Below are 21404 nucleotides of genomic sequence, written 5' to 3'. Positions count from 1 at the left end.
TTTAATGCTTAAAATACGTTTGTTGATTGCAGACGATGACCGTTTAGTACTCTATTCGCTTTCCAGTGGATTGCGAGAGGCTGGCTATGAGGTGTTGGAAGCCTCTAATGCTGATGAGGCGATTCAATTGTGCATGAATAACAAGCCCGATTTAGCATTGCTGGATATTCGTATGCCAGGTATGTCTGGCGTTGAACTGGGTAAGTGCATGAGTGATGAATTTGGGGTGCCGTTTTTGTTTCTTTCTGCCTATAGTGACAAAGAAACTGTCAGTCAGGCAACAGCAGTAGGCGCAATTGGCTACTTGGTCAAGCCGCTGGACATAGTACAAATTGTTCCAGCTATTGAAGCAGCGCTGGCACGTGCCACAGAATTCAAAAAGCTCCGGGAATCCAGTGATAACCTTGTTGAAGCGCTTAAAAACAGCCGTGAGACAAGTATAGCCGTTGGACTGGTGATGGAACGTTATGCACTTAAGGAAGTGGCTGCTTTTGAAGCGTTGCGCAGTTATGCGCGCAGCGAGCGTCGTCGGATCACTGACGTGGCGGCAGATGTTCTGGCTGGGGAACATGCGCTTAAAAAACTGCGTGAATATATCAAATCTTAATGGGATTGTTAAAAAAAGATACACACCTCTTCTCTTCTTGATATAGAGGATATATATTGTACTTGTAACGTTAGCAACCCAAACCCTGTTGCTTTGTCCTTAAGGGAAGTATTTGCATGGTAAAAGGGTTGGTCACTTTATTGGTATTTACAAACTGTGTTTGTTTCGGCGTTTTTTTCGTAGCAAGGGTGTGCTCTTACCCCCTGAGTTTTCCAATTGGTAAAATAATCGTTTTCAGGGGTAGCCTCAATAGTTTTTATTGCAAGTCACATCGCAAAACCTTGTTCAAACGAGGTGAAGTGTGATGAAGCATCAGAAACCTGCTCTTGCATCTCATATAGCGCATGATCGCCTGAAACGTTTTTGCCAGTCTCCTGTCAAGATCCTGCTTGCAATTGGTGCCTCAATCTTTGTTGCTGAAACAGTGGTGATGATCGTATTACACCTTTTTCAGTTGTCTCCTGTTCTGGAAACGGTACTGGATGGGGTCATTCTGTTATCGCTACTAGCCCCCATTTTGTATGTTTTTTTGTTTAGACCCTTAATTCAACATATTGAGGAGCATAAACAGATTAATGAGCTGTTGCAGGCTAACGCACTGAATACCGAAGCAATTTTAAATAATGCTTTTGATGGTATTGTGACGATAGATGAAAATGGCATTATCCAAAGTTTCAATTCCGGGGCAGAAAAAATATTTGGATTCACTTCAAAGGAACTCATTGGTCAAAGCGTAAACAGGTTAATGCCGGATGCTTACCGCGGTGCCCATGATCGAAATATCGCTAATTATCTGAGTACTGGAAAAGCAAAGATTATTGGTGTCGGACGAGAATTGCCTGGCCAGCGCAAAAATGGTGAGGTGTTTTCAATGGACCTGGCTTTGACAGAAATGAATCTGATGGGAAAACGTCAATTTGTTGGTACGATTCGCGATATTTCTGAACGAAAGCGCAGCGAGCAAGCGCTCAAACAGGCTTATGATGAGTTGGATAAACGGGTACAAGAACGCACATCAGAACTTACCAAAGTCAATGTTGATCTGGAATTGGAAATCACTGAGCGCAAACGTGCAGAGAAAAAGTTGCAACAATTGGCAACAACAGACGCATTGACGGGAATTACCAACCGCGGCCAGTTTGACGCAATTCTGGAAAAAGAATTGGTCAGAGCGCAACGATACCATACCCCGATTTATCTGATTATGTTTGATATTGATCATTTTAAGCGTGTTAACGACAATTTTGGGCATTTAATAGGCGATTCAGTGCTGGTTCAATTAGCAAAACTGGTATCTGAAAAAATACGGTTGAATGATGTATTTGCAAGATGGGGTGGGGAGGAATTCGTATTGTTGTTAACAGGAGGGGACATGTTGGGGGCGCTACGCCTCGCTGAAAACCTGAGAATGGATATTCAAAGTTTTGTGTTTCCTGAAGTAGGTCGAGTTACTTGTAGTTTTGGAGTGGCCGAATTTGCTGAGGCTGATGCAATCAAAGACTTGGTGAGAAGAGCTGATATGGCACTTTACAAAGCAAAGGCTAATGGCAGAAACCGCGTGGAGGTTGCCTGATAGATTGACTGAATGGAATTTTCCCCCCTGTAGGGTAATGGTTAACACTTTAAATTAATTGCTTAAAGGAAACAATAATGAAAATAAATATGCCTGTTACTCAAAAGGAACAACCTTACCCTCGCGGGAAAATTCTTGTTTCCAAAACGGATACCAAGGGAACGATCACTTATGTTAATGATATATTTATTGAAATTAGCGGTTTTAGTCAGGATGAGCTTGTGGGGCGTAACCACAATATAGTTCGTCATCCTGACATGCCTCAGGAAGCATTCGCTGATCTTTGGAGTACAGTCAAAAAAGGGCGACCTTGGCGCGGGTTAGTTAAAAACCGCTGTAAAAATGGTGATTATTATTGGGTTGAAGCATTGGTCGTGCCGGTGCGTGAAAACAACGAGATCATAGGCTATATGTCGGTAAGAAAAGAACCCGACCGGCAGCAGGTAAATCAAGCTGAAGCGCTATACAAAGCCATTCGTGAAAAGCAAACCAAACTCAAGCGTAAATTTCGCCTGACGCAAGACACGTCCATCAAGTTGCGTATATCGGTGTTCTTGATAACATTTACGCTGCTGTTATTAGTTGCAGGCCTGGCGGGATTGAGTGGCTCAACAAGCGCAGTGGCTACAGTTGTTAGTGTCGGGTCTATACTTGCATGGGGTAGTGCTTTTTTCATGTCCCATAGTATTGTTCGACCATTAAAGCAGGCTGTTCAGTTTTTTGATCAAATTGCCCAAGGCAATCTCAACAATGCAATTCCTGTTGACCGGCTGGATGAAACTGGGCAAGTACTTTCATCTCTGGCTTACACTCAGGCACATCTGCGGGTCATTACTGATGAGATCCGGTTGGCTTCACTTAATATGAAAAAACACAGTGTTATGTTGCAAACTGACATAGAGCAGGTAGCTTCTCACCTGCAGGAACAGCAAGATCGTGTTATAGAAGTAAGTGCTGCAATGGAGGAAGTGACAGTATCAATTTCTGAAGTTGCAAAAAGTGCAGATGAAGCCGCCAGCGCTGCTACAACCTCTCTTTCTACTGTAAAAGGCGGTAGTAAACACATGAACCTGAGCATGGTTTCTACCGGGCGTCTGGTCACCTCTGTTCAAGAATCAAGCAATATTATTGATGAGCTAAGTAAATCCATCCAGAAAGTGGGACTCGTTACGCAGGTGATTAAGGACATTGCTGATCGTACTAATCTGCTTGCACTGAATGCGGCAATCGAAGCTGCAAGAGCTGGCGAACAGGGGCGCGGTTTTGCAGTTGTGGCTGACGAAGTCCGTCAGTTGGCGGAGCGGACAACCATTAGTACCGCCGATATTGCCAGCATTGTTGAAGAAATTCAGGTCGCGACACAATCTGCCGTTGCCTCTATGGATAAAGCTGCACTCGAAGTGGGAGAAGGACGCTCTTTGCTACAGGAAACAAGTGATAGCTTTCTGCAGATTACGGGAAGCAGCGAGCAAGTAAATGAAATAGCTCAGCATATAGCCAGTGCAGCAAACGAGCAATCAACAGCCAGCGAGCAAGTTGCAATTAACATGGAGAAGATGTCATCCCTGATAGAGAAAAACAACGCCAGTATTTCCGGAGTGACAAGAGTGGTGACGGCATTGGCTCAAACAGCAGGCGAGTTACAATCGCTGGTTGCGCATTTTGAGAAGTCACTTGATTAACAGGCATAGAAAATTGTTTGGAATTGCTAATCACTACGTAATGCATGTGGACTGGCGAGGTTTGAAGCCTGTTTGTTCTGAGATTGTTTCATAATGTTCACTTTCAGGAGCGCTAACGATGATTTTGATTTGTACGCATTGCTATTTATCTCCGTCTTCTGGTGATAAATCAGGAAAAATCCCTGCGCAGGAAACGATGGTGGTATGCGATCTCAAACTGGCGGTATTGCCAAAACCAGTTGCCGCAGTCTCCGATGAAACCAGCCAGCGCTGCATCAGTTGCGGCCAAGAGGTGTTTCTGGGCAGGCATCAAAGCACATGGTACAAAAGATAATGTTTTCCGTGAAACGGTATCATCGGTGACAGGGTAAAGAAAAATCGACCCTCGGTAATTTGATAATACGCTATACCCTAAAGGAAGCTGCCATTTTGCCGTTACTGTCTGGTGGATGAATTTTTTAAAAGGAACAGTTATGAGCCTTAAAGATGACATCGAAGATGCAATTCAGGAGCACAACGCATGGAAGGTCAAATTCAGGGATTTTCTCAGTGGCAAGTTGGCACTCGATCTATCTAAGTTGGAAGAAACCAATTGCTGCAAGTTGGGGCATTGGCTAGAGCATAAAGGTGGCAAACTTCTGCAGTCAAAACATTACGCTGAAATTTGTACATTTCATAGTGAGTTTCATCATGCAGCAGCAGAAATTACCCGTAAAATTAAACAAAAGGACTTCGTCGGTGCACGTTGTGACCTATCTTCAGAAGGTGCATTTGCACGGGCAAGCCATAATCTGACAACGCGCCTGCTGAAAGCTGCTATGTTTGTTCCTTCAAATGCCAAACTAAGCGAGCCTCAGGCAGAGGAAGCACAACCAGAAGATCAAATGAATGCTTTGGCAGTGCCTGTTGTGATTGAAAAAAAATTTGATTGAAATTTGAAAATTTTCTGCGTATTCAGCTATATTTGTCGGTACGTTTGGTCTTTCTTTTCGTAGTGCAGGTTCAAGCTCGAGTTGGTAATCAGCTTTGTAGCGGGTGATGACACCATGATCCATTCAGTATTGTAGTAACCGTACCTGTATAACCCCATTCAAGCGGGGTGTATTTTAACTTATTGATTTGGTATTAATTTTTTCATAATTCAAGAGAAATACCATACAGTTGAGTATTGTATTGTTGACTAATTTACTTTAGTATATCTGTATAAGTTATTTATTTATGTATGCAACCTAAACCCCGTTGCTGCTTGTTGAACAGAAAAAAACAAAAAGCTGGTGGGTTTATGCATGAAAGATATTAACGAGGCTGTGGAAGCACTTGCCCGTGAAATGGGGCTAGACCAGGAAGAGATCGCGCAGCGCGAGTCCTTTCTTGAAATTACGCCTGCTGATATTGCGCTTTTAAAGCAAATACATGAACGGCTGGAACAGGAGTCCTATTCCTTCGCCGATTCTTTTTATTCGCATCTTCTTGAATTTCCCCAGCTTCGTACCCTCCTGCCTGATGTTGAAACAATCAATCGTCTCCGGGCTTCCCAGTCTGCCTATTTTAGCAAGTTGACACAGGGTGATTATGGCCCTGAGTATGTGAAGAACCGTTTGCGCGTGGGGCTGGTGCACCAGCGTATAGGGCTTGAACCCAAATGGTATCTGGGTGCCTATCGCAAATATCTTTCAGATTTGATGCCGGTATTGTGGCGGACCTTGGCTGATGAACCTGAAAAGGTGATGCCTACCTATGATGCGTTGCTCAAGATCGTGAGCCTCGATATGGGGCTTGCGCTGGATACCTACTTTCAGGCTGACCGCCAGGTCATTTTGCAGCATCAGAATTACGCTGAGCAGATTATTCGATGCATGCCGTCCGGCATGATCATAGTAGATCATGATCTGAATATTCAGTCGACAAATCGCACATTGAGACGCATGTTAGGTCTTGCGGAAGAAGATATCTATGCAGGTGTGCCCCTTTTTGAAGTGATTCGTAGCCCGCTTCTTGTCAAAAGTGCTGCACAGGTTTTATCAAGCAATATCCATCAACACAATCTGTCGATTACCTTACCTTCTGATTCGGGTAATCGCTATTTTGAGTTCAATATCTCAGGAACCTTGCTTGAGGGGGAGCATGTTTTGCTGTTGATGATGCAGGATGTGACAGAACGAACGCAGTCGCAGAATGCTTTGCAGCGCTTTCGCATGGCACTGGATAGTTCTATTGATGCCATTTATCTGATTGATCGCGATCTAATGCGTTTTATCGATGCAAACGAAACAGCCTGGAATATGCTGGGATATAGTCGTAAAGAACTGCTGGCGCTCGGGCCACTGGATCTTAAGCCGAATATTAGCCAAAGTGAGCTGGAGAGCCGTTTTGATGAAATTATCAAGAGTGATACCAAGACGGGCATTCTTGAAACCATTCACGAACGTAAGAATGGTGACCGCATTTCGGTGGAAATTTACATTCGGGCGCTGAAGTCAGAAGGTAAAGATATTCTGGTGGCAGTAGCTCGCGATATGACGTCGCGCATAGAAGCGGATGCGAGTCTGCGAGAAAGTGAAGAACGTTTTCGTGCAACGTTTAGTCAGGCAGCCATGGGGTTGGCGCATGTTTCCCTTGAAGGGCGATGGTTGCGCGTAAATCAGAAGTTATGCGAGATCACCGGTTATTCTGAAGAAGAATTGCTGGGTTTTACATTTCAAGATGTGACTCATCCAGACGATTTGGATGAAGATCTCGAATTTATCCGTAAAATGCTGGCCGAAGAGATTCATGATTATTCTCTGGAAAAACGCTATATACATAAAAGCGGCGCCTATATCTGGATCAATCTGACAGTTTCGTTGGCACGAAACGCGGATGGGCAGCCCAACTATTTTATTTCGGTAATCGAGGATATTTCGCGGCGTAAGCGGATTGAGGCAGAGTTGGTACATCTGGTAAATCATGATGCATTGACTGGCCTTTCCAATCGAACACTATTGCAGGACCGACTATCACAAGCCATATCCTATGCCGCGCGATCTGAAAAGCAGGTGGCCGTCATGTTTATTGATCTGGATCGCTTCAAGAATATTAATGACAGTCTGGGGCATGACATAGGCGATAAGGTTATTGTAGAAGCCGGCCACAGGCTTTTGTCCACTGTGCGTGATGGTGATACGGTTGCCCGGCTCGGTGGTGATGAGTTTGTGGTTGTATTGACAGATATTGCCAGTGAGCTGGATGTGTCTATGGTTGCCCATAAGGCGCTGGACTCGCTATCTCAGCCCTTGGCAATGAACGGTACTGAGTTTTATCCCACTGCCAGCATAGGCATCAGCCTATTCCCGAGGGATGGCCATAATGCCCAGGTTTTGCTGAAAAATGCCGATACGGCAATGTATAGGGCGAAGGATGCGGGCAGGAATAACTATCAATTTTATGCTCAGGATATGAATGCCCGGGCCATGGACCGTTTGACTCTTGAAAGTGGGTTGCGACGTGCCTTGGAGCGTAAGGAATTTATTTTGTACTACCAGCCTAAAGTAAATCTTGTGAGTGGCGAAATAGAAGGGATGGAAGCCTTGTTACGCTGGCAGCCTCCAGGGCAGAAAATGGTTTCCCCTCTGGATTTTATCCCGATTGCCGAGGAAACCGGGTTGATTGTACCGATCGGAGAGTGGGTGTTGCGAACGGCTTGCGCTCAGTACGCAGCGTGGAAAAATGCCGGAGTGAACGTATGCCGGATTGCGGTTAATCTGTCAGCTCGCCAGTTTATGCAACAGAATCTAGTGGAAGTGGTGTCAAGGGTGTTGCATGAGACAGAGTGTGATGCGGCGGGCCTGGAGCTGGAGATAACCGAAAGTATCATTATGGAAAATCCCGATGCGGCTGTGGAAACTTTGCGAACGCTCAGTAATATGGGCATAAAACTGGCTATTGATGACTTTGGTACTGGTTATTCCAGTTTGAGCTATCTGAAGCGATTCCCCATTGGTTATCTCAAGATTGACCAGTCTTTTGTCAGGGACATTACAACTGATGCCGATGATGCCGCTATTGCTACGGCCGTGATTGCACTGGCCCATAGCATGAAATTACAGGTAATCGCAGAAGGGGTGGAAACTGCGGAACAACTCCAGTTTTTGCGGGATCACAACTGTGACCAGATGCAGGGTTATTTCTTTAGTCCACCGTTGCCAGCTGAGCAGGTTGTCAAACTATTGAAGGAAGGACGTGGGCTATGGTCTTCATAGACAAGAAATTTCAAACATATCAGCCATATTGAATAGGTAATCTATAATCCAAAAGTATCCAGATATATCCCAATTATTAAATATTGTTTTAATAGTCGGTATTCGCGTTTGATGGAATAGGAGTGAGCATTTTTGGAAATTAATTTGTCGGTGGGTAGTTTGGTGTGCCTAAAAATCAGAGTGCGACATGGATAGAGTGCTGCTATTGGTCGATGATGAAGAAAATGTTACCGCATCCCTTGCACGCCTGTTGCGTCGGGATGGTTATCAGATATTGACAGCGACTAGCGGCAAGGTTGCGCTTGGTATATTGGAACAGCACAGGGTTGGGGTGGTAATAACTGACCAGCGCATGCCGGAAATGACGGGAATAGAATTGTTAACGCAAGTGAGGGATCATCATCCCGATACCATTCGTATGGTGTTGAGTGGCTATGCTGATCTTGATTCAGTGAAAGCTGCGGTCAATCAAGGCTCAGTTTATAAGTATCTGACTAAGCCATGGGATGACGAGGTTTTACGCAGCAATGTAACGGAAGCATTTTTACATTATGAATTAGCACAGGAAAGAGAGCGGCTATCCAGAGAAATTCAGGCAGCTAACCAGACTTTGATGCGTATTAATCAAGAAATGGCCGCGCTGGTAAAGGAAAAAGATCAGCGTATTGAGCAGATAGTCCATTTTGACACCATTACCAATCTGCCTAATCGGTTTCTATTTTGCGACAGATTGAAACAGGCACTGGCGCAGGCTGAACGGAACGGAAAACTGGTAGTGGTGATGCTGCTTGATCTGGACCGTTTTAAAAATATAAATGAGTCTCTGGGGCACCCTGTGGGTGACAAGTTGTTGGGTGCAGTGGCGGAAAGACTTGTCAGTTGTATACGAACGGGGGACACGGTTGCCCGGACGGGCGGAGACGATTTTTCATTCGCTTTGATCGGGTTTGGTCATTACCATGAAGCGGGTGAAAAAGCGCAGGAATTTCTGGAATTGCTGTCGGCGCCTTTTCTGATTGAAGGACATGAAATCTTTATTACTTCCAGTATTGGTGTCAGTGTTTCTCCCATGGATGGCAAGGATACGACAACGCTGATCAAAAATGCCGAAACGGCGATGTATCACGCCAAGGAACAGGGCAGGAGCAATTTTCAGTTTTATACCGAACAAATGAATGCCAGTTCGCTACAGCGGCTCTTGCTTGAAGGTGTATTACGCCGGGCGTTGGAGCGAAATGAATTTTTACTTTATTACCAGCCGCAAATCAGTCTGGAAAGCGGCAAAATTATAGGCATGGAAGCTTTGTTACGCTGGCAGCACCCTGAAAAAGGATTGATGGCACCAGCCCAGTTCATTCCAATACTCGAAGAAACCGGTTTGATTGTACCGGTGGGGGAATGGGTGTTACGTGCTGCAGCGACTCAAATCAAACAATGGCAGGCCATGGAATTTCCGAGGCTGCGTGTGGCAGTCAATTTGTCGGCGTTGCAATTCAGGCAGCCGGGGTTGAGCCAGATTATCGCAACAATTCTGGATGAGGTCGGGTTGAACTATGCATCTGGCTGTCTGGAGGTGGAGTTGACCGAAAGCCTGATCATGAAAGATGTTGAAGGCACTATTGCCACCTTGAAGAGCCTGCATGAGATGGGCGTGCAGATTTCCATTGATGACTTTGGAACGGGATATTCCTCCCTGAGTTATTTGAAGCGCTTTCCGATTGATACCTTGAAAATCGACCAGTCATTTGTGCGTGATCTCTCAACCAGTCCGGACGATGCGTCAATTGTCACAGCGATCATTGCTTTGGGTCATAGCCTTAAGTTAAAGGTAATCGCAGAAGGTGTAGAAACAAAAGAGCAATTGGCCTTTTTGCAAGCATCAAAATGTGATGATGTGCAGGGATATCTGTTTAGTAAGCCGTTGCCTGCTGCAGAGATTACCCGCTTGCTGCAGGAAGGCAAGCTATTATACATAAAGGAAGCATGATGGAACGTACATTGCTGTTGGTAGATGATGAAGAGAATATTGCCTCTGCCTTGGTGCGTTTGCTGCGTCGGGATGGCTATCAAATTCTAAGGGCGAGTAGTGGTAAGGAGGGGCTGGAGCTGTTGTCGAAAAACAATGTGGGCGTCATTATTTCAGACCAGCGTATGCCAGAAATGACCGGGGTGGAGTTTTTGAGCAAAGTGAAAGAACTTTATCCGGATACTGTGCGCATTGTGTTAAGTGGCTATACCGATCTGAATTCGGTGACAGATGCCATTAACCGGGGAGCCATCTACAAATTTCTGACTAAACCGTGGGAAGATGAATTGCTGCGGGCAAACGTGGAAGAGGCATTTCGTCGCTATGAGATGAAAATTGAAAATATCCGGCTGACATTGCAATTAAGAGAAGCTAATGAAGCTTTATCCAAGATCAATCATGAACTTGAGCAGCGGGTAGAAGATAAAACCCGTGAAATCGTGCGCAATATGCATATTTTACAGATTTCACAGGATATTCTGGATTTTCTGCCTGTTGCCGTGTTGGGGATTGGGGATGACGGATTAATCGCCATTGCCAACCAAATGGCACATAAGATGTTTGGTGGGAATGGTGAACGGCCCTTGCTGGGAGAGATGGCTAGCGAAATGATACCTGCGGAGTTGTTGGCTAACGCTACAACCAAGGAATGTTTCAAGCAGACCGGCAAAAAACAATTGAGCCTTTCAGGTGGACAAGATGTGAATTACTGGTGCTACTCCATGGGTGAACTTTCTCATGCGAAAGGCGTGGTGTTAGTTATTGATCCTGTTTCATAGGAAGCCAGCTTCTATCAATCTAAAAATCAGTTTTTCCAGGAAGTGATATAAAAATGACAGATGGCATTCAAATGAAGGAAGTGCTTGCAAAATTGCATCAACTTCCCGTAATTCCAGTTGTGATACAGGAAGTGATTAGCAGTTTTAGCGATCCTGATATGGATAGTCATGTACTTGCTCATAAAATTGAACAGGATCAAGGCTTGACTGCAAAAATTCTTCGCGTGGCAAATTCGTCTTTTTACGGGTTACCCAGAAAAATTGGCTCCATGCAGGATGCTGTAGTGGTGATGGGGTTCAACAATATTCGTTCATTGGCATTGTCAGCGGGATTTGTGAAGGCTTTTCCAGCAGGCGAAGAAAGTTTGTTTGATCGACATGCATACTGGAAACGCAGTTTCCGTGTTGCTGCATATGCCAAGGCGCTGGCAAAGCTTCTCAAGCAAGATCAAGGTATGGCATTCACTGCGGGCATGTTTCATGATATCGGGCAACTAGTGCTGGACACTTGTATGCAGGAGCAGTTTTCAAGTGTGCTGGAAAAACAGCATGCATCCGGTGAAGATCTGTTTGAAATTGAGAAGGCGATTCTGGGGTTCGATCATATCGTGATTGGTGCAGAAGTTGCCAAATACTGGAACTTCCCTCAATCAATCGAACACGTCATTCGCTTTTGGCATTTACCCGATCAGAATCCATTCGAACCAGTTACCGGTATTGTGCATGTGGCGGCACTGATTGAAAGCGGTTTAAGTGGTGATGCGTTGGCAAGTAGCGTGTCGGAAGTGTTGCGTGAACGCCTTCGGATTAACTGGGCAGATATAGAGGAGGGTTTGCCTGATACTGATGAGGTCAATGCTGGTGCAAACCTGCTGCTATCTGCATAAAAATTGATAAGGGGTTGGCATGGCTTTTGACCGGATGACGAAACTTTCCTGGATTTATGATTTATATCGTCTTGGGCAGGATGTTGCACTGCGGGAAAATACCGACGCTATTTATCAGCAGATTATTGAACATATTGTTGATGGGTTTGAAGGAAAAAGTGGTTCATTGGCATTGCGTGATGCTAAGGGAGACAATCTTACCATTGTCGCCGGCATTGATTTGCCAGAAGGCGTGGTTGGCAGTTCAGTGAAACTAGGGGGCGGGGTGTTGGGATGGGTAGCACAGGAAGGTAGCCCGTTGCTGCTGAACGGTGATGCTTCAAATGACGTTCGTTTTCAGCGTAATAGAGAAGGTCGTGGTGCAGCCCTAACCTTATCCAACTCTGCCATATGCTGGCCATTAAAAGTTCAGGATCGTGTAATAGGCGCGATAAGTGTTAACCGACCCAATGCCACGCCACCTTTTGCAGAAACTGATATGGAACAGGGAACGGCTTTATTAAATATGGTGAGTCTGGCATTAGCCAACATGCAATTGCATGTTGATCAAAATCGCCGCATTGAAGAATTGAAGCAGGTAAATGCAAAGCTTGCGGAGACGCAAAATCAGTTGCTGCAGTCAGAGAAAATGGCGTCAATTGGTCAATTGGCAGCAGGTGTGGCCCATGAAATAAACAATCCTATAGGTTATGTTTACTCCAACCTGAGTACCTTGGAAAAGTACGTGCAGGACGTGTTCAGTATGGTAGATGCTTATGAACAATCAGAAAGCGCAATTACTGATACGAATGTACGAGCACAATTACAGGCGAAAAGAAAAAAGCTGGATATGGCATTTTTAAAAGAGGATTTGCGGGAGTTAATGGGAGAGTCGAAAGATGGAATTACGCGCGTCAAGCAAATTGTCCAGAATTTAAAAGATTTCTCACATGTGGATACCTCGGATGAATGGCACTTTTCTGATCTGATTAAAGGGATTGATAGTACCTTGAATATTGTCAATAACGAGATCAAATACAAAGCCAAAGTAATCAAGGAATATGGCGATATTCCTGAAGTGGAATGCCTTTCTTCACAGCTTAATCAGGTCTTTATGAACTTGCTTGTGAATGCAGCTCATGCAATCGAAGAAAAAGGCGAAATAGCCATCCGTACCGGAAAACAGGGGGAAGAAGTATGGGTGGAAATTGCTGACTCAGGTAAAGGCATTGCCCCTGGTAATCTGAAACGGATATTTGACCCATTTTTTACAACTAAACCAGTGGGTAAAGGAACCGGCCTGGGGTTGTCTTTATCCTACGGCATTATTCAGAAACATCATGGGCGGATAGAAGTTCAAAGCGAAGAAGGGAAGGGGACTGCGTTTAAAGTGTGGTTGCCAATCAGGCACGTGGAAACCCATGCAAGTCCAAATTAGTTCAAGCAGGTAAATGGTAAGAATGCTGAAAAAAATTATATTGATTGTTGAAGATGAACCATTTGTGGCTGGTTATTTGCGGGTTACCCTCGGGGATTTGGGATATGCAGTGGCCGGGGTTGTTGATACAGGTGAAGAAGCAGTCCGCATAGCTATTGAACAAAGCCTTGATCTGGTTTTAATGGATGTGGTGCTGGCAGGTGAGATGGATGGTATTGCTGCCGCGGAACTGATTCATCATCATTCGGATATTCCCATCATTTTTCTGACAGCACATTCCGATGAAGGCTTCTTGAAACGGGCAAAGATTACACAGCCGTTTGCCTATCTCATGAAACCGCTTAAGGAAAGTGAGTTGCGTTTGACAATAGAGCTCGCTTTGCAACGGCATGAAATGGATAGCAGGCTGAAAACGCGAGAGAAATTGTTGCAGGGTATTCTCGATTCACTTACCGAGCATATTGCAGTGCTGGATATTCAGGGCTACATCACCATGGTCAATGCAGCATGGGTTCGGTTTGCCTCTAATAACGGAACTGACTTAAAGCGTACAGGAATTGGTACCAATTATCTGGAAATTTGCCGATCGGCATCAGGTCATTCCTGCGAAGGGGGGCAGCAGGCCAGTGAAGGTATAGCCGGAGTGCTGGACGGCTCACTTCCCCAATTTTTTCTTGAATATCCTTGTCACTCACCAGACAAAAAACGCTGGTTCATGATGAATGTTACGCCGCTGGAAGGGGGTAAAGGCGGGGCAGTTGTTTCTCACACAAATATTACTGAACGCAAACTGGTGGAAGTGGAGTTGCAACTGGCTCATGTTCAATTGCAGCAGGCTCATCGCCAGCTTGCACATACTCAGAGCCAGTTGATGCAATCGGAGAAGCTGGCATCAGTTGGTCAACTCGCGGCGGGTGTCTCTCATGAAATTAACAATCCGATCGGTTATGTATACGGCAATATCGGGACGTTTGAGCAGTATATCAAGGATGTCTTTCAGATTCTGGATGCGTATGGAGAGGCAGAAACGAGTATTTCAGACGAAGAAGTGATTGATCGTTTAGAGGCATTAAAAGCAAGGCTGGATATTCCTTTTCTGCGAATTGATCTCCAAAATCTGATCAAGGAATCAAAAGAAGGTATTGGAAGAGTCAAAACGATTGTGCAAAACCTGAAGGATTTTTCCGATCCGGATGCCATGGAACGTTGGCAATGGGTTGATTTGAATAAAGGTCTGGACAGTACACTCACCCTTTTGCGTAGAGAATTGCAAGGCAAGGCTGAAATCAAGAAGGAATATGGACAAATTCCAGAAGTGGAATGTCTGCCTTCCCAGATCAATCAGGTATTCATGAATTTATTGATGAATGCAATACAGGCAATTGAGAAGGAGGGCGCCATATCAATAGGGACGGGAGTTGAGGGCGGGGAAGTGTGGGTATCCATTTCAGATACGGGTAAAGGAGTAATGCCGGAGCACCTTAATAGAGTGTTTGAGCCATTTTTCACTACGAAGCAAGAAGGGCAGGGAAGGGGGTTAGGGTTGTCCATGTCTTACGGTATTGTCAAGAAGCATCATGGCAGTATTGAAGTACAAAGCGAGGTGAATAAAGGTACAACTTTTACAATATGGCTACCGGTGAAACATGTCTAATCTGAGTGTAGCATTTCAATATGGTTTGGCAGGTTGGGGTGAATGAATAACATGACTAATAAAATGGCGGAGCATATTCATTCAATTAAGACAAGCAAAAAACAGTCATTAAAAGTAATTGGTGTAGGTTTTGCCATAGTGATGTTACTTATGATCTTTTTGGTGATATTCAGCCTGTCACGTTTGCATATTAACAATCAACAATTGGAGAAAATTGTAACAGGCCACAATGTAAAAGCAGCTTTTGCATACAAAATGCAGTTTATTGCCCGAGAAAGAATTATTTTACTACAGGCAATTATCAATACAGTTGATGTCTTTGATCGTGATGTACTGATTGAGCGTTTTCACGCGTTAGCGCCTAAATTCCTGGAAGCGATGAATGCAGAGTTAAAACAGGATATGGTTGAGGAGGAAAAAGCTTTAATTGATTTGCAACGTAAGCATATGTCTACTGCAGCACCAATTCAGGAAGAAGTGCTGCTTCTAGCGTTAGATGGTGAAACGGATAAATCAGTCAGTTTGTTGTTGAATAAGGCTGTCCCGGCACAGGATAAGACTTTGGATGTGTTAGGGCAGTTTATAAATTTACAATTTGAACAAGCCAGTCAGGTTGCTGCGTCAGCAAAACAGAGTTACCAGGACGCTGTGTATTTATTGACGGTTAGTGGGCTAGTGGCACTTGTCTTAAGTATTTTTATTGCGCTTTTTGTCAATCGAAAAATGTCAGGCTTGATGACGAGTCTACGAGGAAAAGAACAGGAAGCGCGTATATTGCTGGATAATATTCCTGATCTAGTGTGGCTTAAAGATTGCGAATCACATTACGTGTGGGCCAATCCTCAATTCGAGCTGGCTTCAGCTTTAGAGCCTGGGAAAGTAACCGGATTGTCAGACAGGGAAGTGTGGCAGGCGAGCGAAGCTGTGCTTTGCCAAAGTGATGATCGCAAAGCAATGGAAAGCCATACGACTATCCAAAGTGAGTATGCTCTGACAAATCATGCCGGCAAGAGCCGGCAATTTGCTACATCCCGTACGCCGATTTATGACGAAGCAGGGCAATGCAAGGGTGTGCTTGGCGTCGCTTATGACATCACTGAGCGCAATCAGTTGATCGAGAAAATCCGCGATGCTGGTATTGAATTGCAGTTCCAGAAAACTGCGCTTGATCAACATGCGATTGTCAGTATCGCGGATGTTCGTGGCAATATTATTTATGTGAATGATAAATTTTGCGAGATCAGTAAATACGGGCGGGATGAATTGCTGGGTAAAAACCATCGCGTACTGAAGTCCGGTTTTCATCCACCAGCGTTTTTTCATGAAATGTGGGCGACTATTACAGAAGGGCATACCTGGCAGGGAGAAGTGTGTAATCGTGCAAAGGGTGATGGATTGTACTGGGTCAAGACGACCATTGTGCCTTTTTTGGATGAGAATGGTTTGCCACTGCGCTATGTCTCTATTAGGACAGATATTACACAAGTCAAGGCAGCAGAACAGTTGCTCCAGCGTAGTCAGGAGGAATTGGAAAAAGTGGTGCAGGAACGCACCAGTGAATTGATGGAGGCCAAACATGCGCTGGAGGCAGATGTGCAGGTGCGCCAACAGACAGAAGCGGCGTTGAGCGAGCAGCTGCATTTTACCCGGGAGTTGATGGAGGTGCTGCCAAACCCTTTGTTTTACAAGGGGGTAGATGGTATTTACATTGGTGTGAATAAGGCATGGGAGACATTTTTTGGTCGCAATCGCCTGGATGTCATTGGGAAAACGGTATCTGATCTTTATGCGGTGCAGCCTGAAGTGGCGCAAAAACACCTGGAAATGGATCGGCAGTTGTTTGAGCATGAGGGCAGCCAGTCATATGAAATATCAATGGAAGGACCTGATGGCAATATTCGTCATGCAGTTTACTACAAGGCGACTTATACAAAATTCGATGGTGGTTTGGCCGGTCTGGTTGGCACAATCGTGGATGTTTCGGAGAGAAAGATAGCCGAAGCAAATATTCGACAACGCAACTTGGAACTGAATGAACTGAATCAGAAGCTACAGGAAACGCAAAACCAATTGCTGCAATCGGAAAAAATGGCGTCAGTAGGTCAATTGGCGGCAGGCGTGGCCCATGAGATCAATAACCCGATCGGTTATGTCTATTCCAATCTGGGTACGCTCGATAAGTATGTGAAAGATATGTTTAGTATGCTTGAAGTCTATGAGCAAGTAGAACCCGGGATTGCAGATGCAGAAGCATTGGCTCGGCTCCAGATAGCTAAGCAGAAGTATGAATTGGAGTTTTTGAAACAAGATGTTTCGGAATTAATGAATGAATCAAAAGATGGCATTTCACGTGTTAAAAAGATTGTGCAGGATTTGAAAGATTTTTCTCATGTTGATGTTTCTGAAGAGTGGCATTGGGCTGATTTGATCAAGGGAATTAACAGTACGCTTAATATTGTCAGTAACGAAATCAAATATAAGGCCGAAGTGATCAAGGAATACAGCGATATTCCGGAAGTGGAGTGTTTGTCTTCCCAGGTTAATCAGGTATTCATGAATCTGTTGGTGAATGCGGCCCATGCAATCGAAGAGCGCGGTGTTATCACCATTCGCACTGGGATGCAGGGAGATGAAGTATGGGTAGAAATTTCAGATACGGGTAAAGGGATCGCACCAGAGAATCTGAAAAGAATATTTGATCCTTTTTTTACAACCAAGCCAATTGGAAAAGGGACAGGATTAGGGCTATCTCTCTCTTATGGAATAATTCAGAAACATCATGGGAGGATAGAGGTGCAAAGTGAAGTAGACAAAGGAACAACCTTTAGAGTATGTTTGCCGTTAAGCCGTCAGGATTTTGACGACCAAGGCAATACTCATACAGGCCAATTGTCGACTCATTAAAAGTAATGATAAATCATATCTGAGCGCGGAGGCCTGATCTTATCCAAGGAGCGCATTTGTAATGGCGAACACCCCTCATGTTCATCCATTAATAACGGCTATTGATGTTATTGATGATTTTCAACAGTTTATTTCGTTGCCACCAGATGCGGATGCAGATGCGCAAATAATAGCTCAGGGAATTAACCGTTTGCTGGAGCGGCTTTCAGTAAAATATAGCTTGAGCAGTAAAGAATCCGACAGCTTGGCAGCGGCCAGTATTCGAATGGTAGTCATGGCAGATGTACATGATCGATTGAATCAAGCTGATAAACACGTAAAAACAGCCAGTGACTTAAAAACCTTTTTTGAAGAAGTGGTGATTGATTTAAAAGAAGCAACGAGTGCACAAGTAGGGCTATATGTATCACTTGATGGCGGGGGAAATCTAAGGAATCTGTTGGCACCAGGTTTAGATGTCGAGACTGTCAAGTTGCTGAAAAGAAATAGAGATTTTCATAAATTACTGGTTACAGCGTTTACAGGAAAAGAAGTTGTTCATCAATCCGGGTTTAGCGGGGAAGGCATCCCTCCTGTGCTAGCAAGTCCTATGCTTGTTGCGCCAGTCATTGTGCATGGCAAGACGATAGGGATATTTCTCATGCTCGAAAGAGAGGGAGAAGGCGTATTTAGCCGTGATGATTTGACCATGCTTGATCAGCTGTTACCCGATGTCACGCGAGTGCTGGAACGAATTGACCTTATGCGGGCACTGGAGCAAAGCAACAAATCTTTACATGCAGAGCAATTAAAGCAGCAGGTACTTATTGAGCAATTAGAATCGGCCCAGAGTCAGTTGTTGCAATCTGAAAAAATGGCATCAGTCGGACAACTGGCAGCAGGTGTTGCCCACGAGATCAATAATCCGATTGGTTTTGTCTATTCCAATATGGGTACATTGGAAAAATATCTGGAAGATTTGTTCGCAATGGTGGATAGCTATGAGTTGGCAGAAAGTTCTATCGCTGATGGGGATGTGCTGGCGCGTTTGCAACTTGCCAAACAAAAACTGGATTTGAAGTTTTTGAAGGAAGACCTGCCCGCTTTAATGGGCGAATCAAAAGATGGTATTACGCGTGTAAAGAAAATAGTGCAGGATTTGAAGGATTTCTCACATGCGGATGTAGAAGAGAAATGGGATTTTGCGGATTTGGAGAAGGGAATTGACACCACGCTGAATATTGTAAATAACGAGATTAAATATAAGGCAGATGTGGTCAAGGAGTATGGCAGCATTGCTGAAGTAAACTGCTTGTCTTCTCAGCTTAATCAGGTATTCATGAATTTGTTGGTGAATGCAGCGCATGCCATAGAAGAGCGTGGCACAATCACCATTCGAACCGGGAAGCAGGGTGAAGAAGTTTGGGTGGAAGTAGCCGATACCGGCAAGGGTATTGCACCCGAAAATATCAAGCGGATATTTGACCCATTTTTTACAACCAAGCCCATTGGAAAAGGAACGGGATTGGGGTTGTCCATGGCATATGGCATTATTCAGAAACACCACGGCAGAATTGAAGTGCACAGTGAAGTAGGTAAAGGCACTACATTCAGAGTATGCCTGCCTCAGAATCATCAGAGCTGATAAAAGTCTGATGCAGAAGCATGGGAGTTGAATAGATTTTTAGTAAATATTTTAAATATCAATTTGATAGCGGAATTTTTGGATGAAGCAAGTTGAAAGATGGATGGAAAAATGAGCGAGATGCAAGCAACATCAACGCCGCAAGCTGAGCCAGCCGCACCTTCAACATTATTGTTTGTTGATGATGAGGCCAATATTCTTTCTTCACTTAAGAGGCTATTTCGCCCTTTCGGCTACCGTATATTTACAGCAGAGAGCGGGGCGGAGGGACTGGAAATCATGGAACGGGATTCCGTGGATCTGGTTGTATCCGACATGCGCATGCCTGAAATGAATGGTGCACAATTTCTTGAGAAAGTCAGAGAAAAATGGCCCGATACTGTCAGAATATTGCTGACAGGTTATGCAGAAATGGAAGCAACGATTGACGCGATTAACAAGGGGCAGATTTATCGTTATATATCGAAACCCTGGGAAGATAATGACATTACCCTGACTGTTAAACAGGCGCTTGAACGGAAACAGTTGGAACGCGAAAAAGAGCGTCTGGAAGCTTTGACGCAAAAGCAATTTGAAGAATTGAAAGAATTTAACGCCACGCTTGAAAGTAAGGTTAAATCGCGTACCGAAGAAGTGCGTCAAACGATGGGCTTCCTGGAGGTCGCCAATGATAATCTTAAAAAGAGTTTTATTACTACCGTCAGAGTATTTGCCAACCTGATCGAGATGCGAGAAGGAAAGCTGACTGGTCACTCCCGCCGTGTTGCCGATCTTTCCAAAGCGATCGCCCAGCAGATGGGTATAAAAGGTTCAGAATTGCAGGATATTTTTCTTGCGGGTCTGTTGCACGATGTGGGAAAAATTGGATTGCCGGACCGCCTGCTTGAAAAACCCTTTTCAGGTTTAACCGCCGAAGAAAGGGCGGAGGTAGTCAAGCATCCAGCAAAAGGACAGGCAGCGTTGATGGCTTTGGAGCAACTGCAAGGTGCAGCAAAACTGATTCGAAGTCACCGTGAACGTGTTGACGGGATGGGATTTCCAGAAAAGCTAATAGGCGATGCTATACCGCTTGGTGCTCGTATTATCGCAGTAGCAACGGATTACGATGCTGTACAGACTGGTTCCCTGCTTAGTAAAGTCATGAGCCCCGCTGAAGCGACCAGTTATATCCTGGAGGGGAATGGCAAACGTTACGATTCTGCAGTGGTTAAGGCATTCATTAAAGTGACCGACACAAGTGGAGCAACTCAGCCAATACCAGAACTTCCAGTAAAAACCGATCAATTGCAGCCTGGTATGAAGCTTTCCCGGGATCTGCTTAGTAAGGATGGCGGATTGTTGCTTTCTAAAGATCATGTGATAGACGATAACCTGATTGCACAAATCCGGAATTTTGAAGTATTGGAAGACAGGCTGCTTACCATTTATATTTACGCAAAAAAAGGAAGCTGACATGTACCGTATCATGCTGGTGGATGACGAAGAAAATATTTTGAATGCTTTGAGACGTGTATTAGTCAGTGATTTTGACCATGAAGGTCAAAACTACCAATTAACTGTTGAAACATTTAGCTTGCCAAAAGATGCACTAAAACGTGCAGAAGAAATAGCTTTTGATCTGGTGATCTCTGATTTTCGAATGCCAGTTATGAATGGTGTGGAATTTTTGAAGGCATTTAGAAAAATTCAGCCAAACTCTTCTCGCATGATTTTAAGTGGATACACTGATCTGGATGGTTTGCTTGGGGCTATTAACGAAGCGCAAATTTACCGCTTTATCAATAAACCCTGGAATGACTTCGATTTGAAGTCAGCCATTGCCCAGGCGTTAACTTATCGCGGCTTAATAATGGAGAATGAGCGGTTGGCAGATCTGGTGCGTGTGCAGCAGGGGCAGCTCAGCAAGCAGGAAATGGCGTTAAAGCAACTTGAGGCAGAAAGTCCGGGTATCACTAAAGTGAATTGGGGGCCTGATGGTTCCGTGATGCTGGATGAAGAAGATATGTAATCTAT

General features: G+C 44.6%; 15 protein-coding genes. All 15 read left to right on the top strand.

Translation table 11 applies throughout. From position 1 onward, the window contains the following. Positions 1–4 precede the first annotated feature (4 nt). The 15 genes from EDC63_RS05180 to EDC63_RS05110 all read left to right on the top strand — a co-directional run bounded on the left by EDC63_RS05180 (position 5) and on the right by EDC63_RS05110 (position 21399). Positions 5–607, top strand: a complete 603-nt coding sequence (locus tag EDC63_RS05180) for an ANTAR domain-containing response regulator (RefSeq protein WP_124947028.1) — start codon at positions 5–7, stop codon at positions 605–607. A gap of 304 nt (positions 608–911) precedes the next feature. Beyond that, positions 912–2180 carry a sensor domain-containing diguanylate cyclase gene (locus EDC63_RS05175; protein ID WP_124947029.1) on the top strand — a complete coding sequence of 423 codons (1269 nt, stop codon included), beginning with the start codon at positions 912–914 and terminating at the stop codon, positions 2178–2180. Between the two features lie 77 nt (positions 2181–2257). Further along, positions 2258–3862 carry a methyl-accepting chemotaxis protein gene (locus EDC63_RS05170; protein ID WP_124947030.1) on the top strand — a complete coding sequence of 535 codons (1605 nt, stop codon included), beginning with the start codon at positions 2258–2260 and terminating at the stop codon, positions 3860–3862. A gap of 118 nt (positions 3863–3980) precedes the next feature. Further along, on the top strand, positions 3981–4196 hold the full coding sequence (locus EDC63_RS05165; RefSeq protein WP_124947031.1) for a hypothetical protein: 216 nt from the start codon (positions 3981–3983) through the stop codon (positions 4194–4196). A 139-nt stretch (positions 4197–4335) separates the two neighbouring features. Then, positions 4336–4794, top strand: a complete 459-nt coding sequence (locus EDC63_RS05160; protein WP_165922913.1) for a CZB domain-containing protein — start codon at positions 4336–4338, stop codon at positions 4792–4794. 354 nt (positions 4795–5148) lie between these two features. Beyond that, on the top strand, positions 5149–8100 hold the full coding sequence (locus EDC63_RS05155; RefSeq protein ID WP_124947033.1) for an EAL domain-containing protein: 2952 nt from the start codon (positions 5149–5151) through the stop codon (positions 8098–8100). Positions 8101–8287: 187 nt separating this feature from the next. Next, on the top strand, positions 8288–10087 hold the full coding sequence (locus EDC63_RS05150) for a putative bifunctional diguanylate cyclase/phosphodiesterase (RefSeq protein WP_124947034.1): 1800 nt from the start codon (positions 8288–8290) through the stop codon (positions 10085–10087). After that, entirely contained in the window at positions 10087–10905 is an 819-nt protein-coding gene (locus tag EDC63_RS05145) for a response regulator (protein ID WP_124947092.1), read from the top strand. The genes EDC63_RS05150 and EDC63_RS05145 overlap by 1 nt, the downstream gene beginning before the upstream one ends. A gap of 53 nt (positions 10906–10958) precedes the next feature. Beyond that, on the top strand, positions 10959–11792 hold the full coding sequence (locus EDC63_RS05140; protein ID WP_124947035.1) for an HDOD domain-containing protein: 834 nt from the start codon (positions 10959–10961) through the stop codon (positions 11790–11792). A 19-nt stretch (positions 11793–11811) separates the two neighbouring features. Further along, on the top strand, positions 11812–13209 hold the full coding sequence (locus tag EDC63_RS05135; protein WP_124947036.1) for an ATP-binding protein: 1398 nt from the start codon (positions 11812–11814) through the stop codon (positions 13207–13209). Between the two features lie 22 nt (positions 13210–13231). After that, entirely contained in the window at positions 13232–14863 is a 1632-nt protein-coding gene (locus EDC63_RS05130) for an ATP-binding protein (protein ID WP_165922912.1), read from the top strand. Between the two features lie 42 nt (positions 14864–14905). Continuing rightward, entirely contained in the window at positions 14906–17767 is a 2862-nt protein-coding gene (locus tag EDC63_RS05125; protein ID WP_124947038.1) for a PAS domain-containing protein, read from the top strand. A gap of 61 nt (positions 17768–17828) precedes the next feature. After that, entirely contained in the window at positions 17829–19391 is a 1563-nt protein-coding gene (locus tag EDC63_RS05120) for an ATP-binding protein (RefSeq protein WP_223248335.1), read from the top strand. A 111-nt stretch (positions 19392–19502) separates the two neighbouring features. Next, positions 19503–20843, top strand: a complete 1341-nt coding sequence (locus tag EDC63_RS05115; protein WP_124947039.1) for an HD domain-containing phosphohydrolase — start codon at positions 19503–19505, stop codon at positions 20841–20843. A gap of 1 nt (position 20844) precedes the next feature. Continuing rightward, complete coding sequence (locus EDC63_RS05110; RefSeq protein WP_124947040.1) at positions 20845–21399, top strand: response regulator; 555 nt, start codon at positions 20845–20847, stop codon at positions 21397–21399. Positions 21400–21404 lie beyond the last annotated feature (5 nt).

Source organism: Sulfurirhabdus autotrophica (genome assembly GCF_004346685.1).
Taxonomy (GTDB): Bacteria; Pseudomonadota; Gammaproteobacteria; order Burkholderiales; family SMCO01; genus Sulfurirhabdus; species Sulfurirhabdus autotrophica.
Note: the sequence above shows the minus strand (reverse complement) of the source record. Positions and strands in the feature narration are given on the sequence as shown.

Excerpts from the sequence above, each read along its gene's own strand:
- EDC63_RS05180 (WP_124947028.1), top strand. The coding sequence starts at position 5 with ATGCTTAAAATACGTTTGTTGATTGCAGACGATGACCGTTTAGTACTC.
- EDC63_RS05175 (WP_124947029.1), top strand. The coding sequence starts at position 912 with ATGAAGCATCAGAAACCTGCTCTTGCATCTCATATAGCGCATGATCGC.
- EDC63_RS05170 (WP_124947030.1), top strand. The coding sequence starts at position 2,258 with ATGAAAATAAATATGCCTGTTACTCAAAAGGAACAACCTTACCCTCGC.
- EDC63_RS05165 (WP_124947031.1), top strand. The coding sequence starts at position 3,981 with ATGATTTTGATTTGTACGCATTGCTATTTATCTCCGTCTTCTGGTGAT.
- EDC63_RS05160 (WP_165922913.1), top strand. The coding sequence starts at position 4,336 with ATGAGCCTTAAAGATGACATCGAAGATGCAATTCAGGAGCACAACGCA.
- EDC63_RS05155 (WP_124947033.1), top strand. The coding sequence starts at position 5,149 with ATGAAAGATATTAACGAGGCTGTGGAAGCACTTGCCCGTGAAATGGGG.
- EDC63_RS05150 (WP_124947034.1), top strand. The coding sequence starts at position 8,288 with ATGGATAGAGTGCTGCTATTGGTCGATGATGAAGAAAATGTTACCGCA.
- EDC63_RS05145 (WP_124947092.1), top strand. The coding sequence starts at position 10,087 with ATGGAACGTACATTGCTGTTGGTAGATGATGAAGAGAATATTGCCTCT.
- EDC63_RS05140 (WP_124947035.1), top strand. The coding sequence starts at position 10,959 with ATGACAGATGGCATTCAAATGAAGGAAGTGCTTGCAAAATTGCATCAA.
- EDC63_RS05135 (WP_124947036.1), top strand. The coding sequence starts at position 11,812 with ATGGCTTTTGACCGGATGACGAAACTTTCCTGGATTTATGATTTATAT.
- EDC63_RS05130 (WP_165922912.1), top strand. The coding sequence starts at position 13,232 with ATGCTGAAAAAAATTATATTGATTGTTGAAGATGAACCATTTGTGGCT.
- EDC63_RS05125 (WP_124947038.1), top strand. The coding sequence starts at position 14,906 with ATGAATAACATGACTAATAAAATGGCGGAGCATATTCATTCAATTAAG.
- EDC63_RS05120 (WP_223248335.1), top strand. The coding sequence starts at position 17,829 with ATGGCGAACACCCCTCATGTTCATCCATTAATAACGGCTATTGATGTT.
- EDC63_RS05115 (WP_124947039.1), top strand. The coding sequence starts at position 19,503 with ATGAGCGAGATGCAAGCAACATCAACGCCGCAAGCTGAGCCAGCCGCA.
- EDC63_RS05110 (WP_124947040.1), top strand. The coding sequence starts at position 20,845 with ATGTACCGTATCATGCTGGTGGATGACGAAGAAAATATTTTGAATGCT.